Source organism: Shewanella sp. ECSMB14102, assembly GCF_000813075.1.
Classification (GTDB): Bacteria; Pseudomonadota; Gammaproteobacteria; order Enterobacterales; family Shewanellaceae; genus Shewanella; species Shewanella indica.
Genome location: NZ_JWGX01000129.1, coordinates 1 through 683, shown reverse-complemented (window position 1 = coordinate 683; position 683 = coordinate 1). Strand labels below are relative to the sequence as shown.

The 683-nt window shown below is 50.8% G+C and carries 1 protein-coding gene; it reads right to left on the bottom strand.

Annotation, left to right across the window (positions count from 1 at the left end):
• Positions 1 to 32: 32 nt before the first annotated feature.
• Positions 33 to 683, bottom strand: a 651-nt coding sequence (locus RC73_RS19655; protein WP_039036210.1) for a DUF2057 domain-containing protein, incomplete at its 5' end; no start/stop codon positions are given.

Genomic DNA, 683 nt, shown 5'->3' with positions numbered 1-683 from the left:
TAGCTGGCGTGATACACCAAAGGGATCATTTATCAGAGCTGTTTGATGGCCCAGCTCATGAACTCTTTGCGAGTTGCTTCATCGGCCTGTAACCACCAGTATTGCAGCATTTGCTGGGCATGGGCGGCACTGTCACCCCCTTGGCTACCGGCCTTGGAAGCCGCTGGCATTGTCATGGCACTGACAGGTGATGGCTGGGATACAGGTGCCACAGGTTGGTTGGCGGCCATGTTGCCTGAGGTTACGGCTGCAGCAGCGGTTTCAACATCTGGCCCCTTGTTGCCATTGAATAGCTGTGACAGGAAACTGGTTTCTTTCAGTTGAGTCAGTTCCACCTGGTAGTTGACCTGGCCCTTATCGGCGCGGGTAATGACGACCTTGGGAGTTTTGGCAAACTCTTTGGGCTTCTTGACGTAGTCACCATCGGCAGGCTTAAGGATGTACTCGTTGTCGCCTTCGGCTTTCAGGGTCAGAATGAAAGGAGAAGATTTAACGAAGCTCTGACTGTCGGAAAACTCATCATCGACCATGTCATGATAACGAATAGCAATCTTGTGGACACCTTCGGATAGTGCCAGCTCAGATTTGTGGTTGAAGTTGCTGGTTTCAATTTCTTTGCCATCCAGAGCCAGATATTCAAAAGACATAGGGATGGTCAGATTGGCCGCAAATACCGAGGAAGT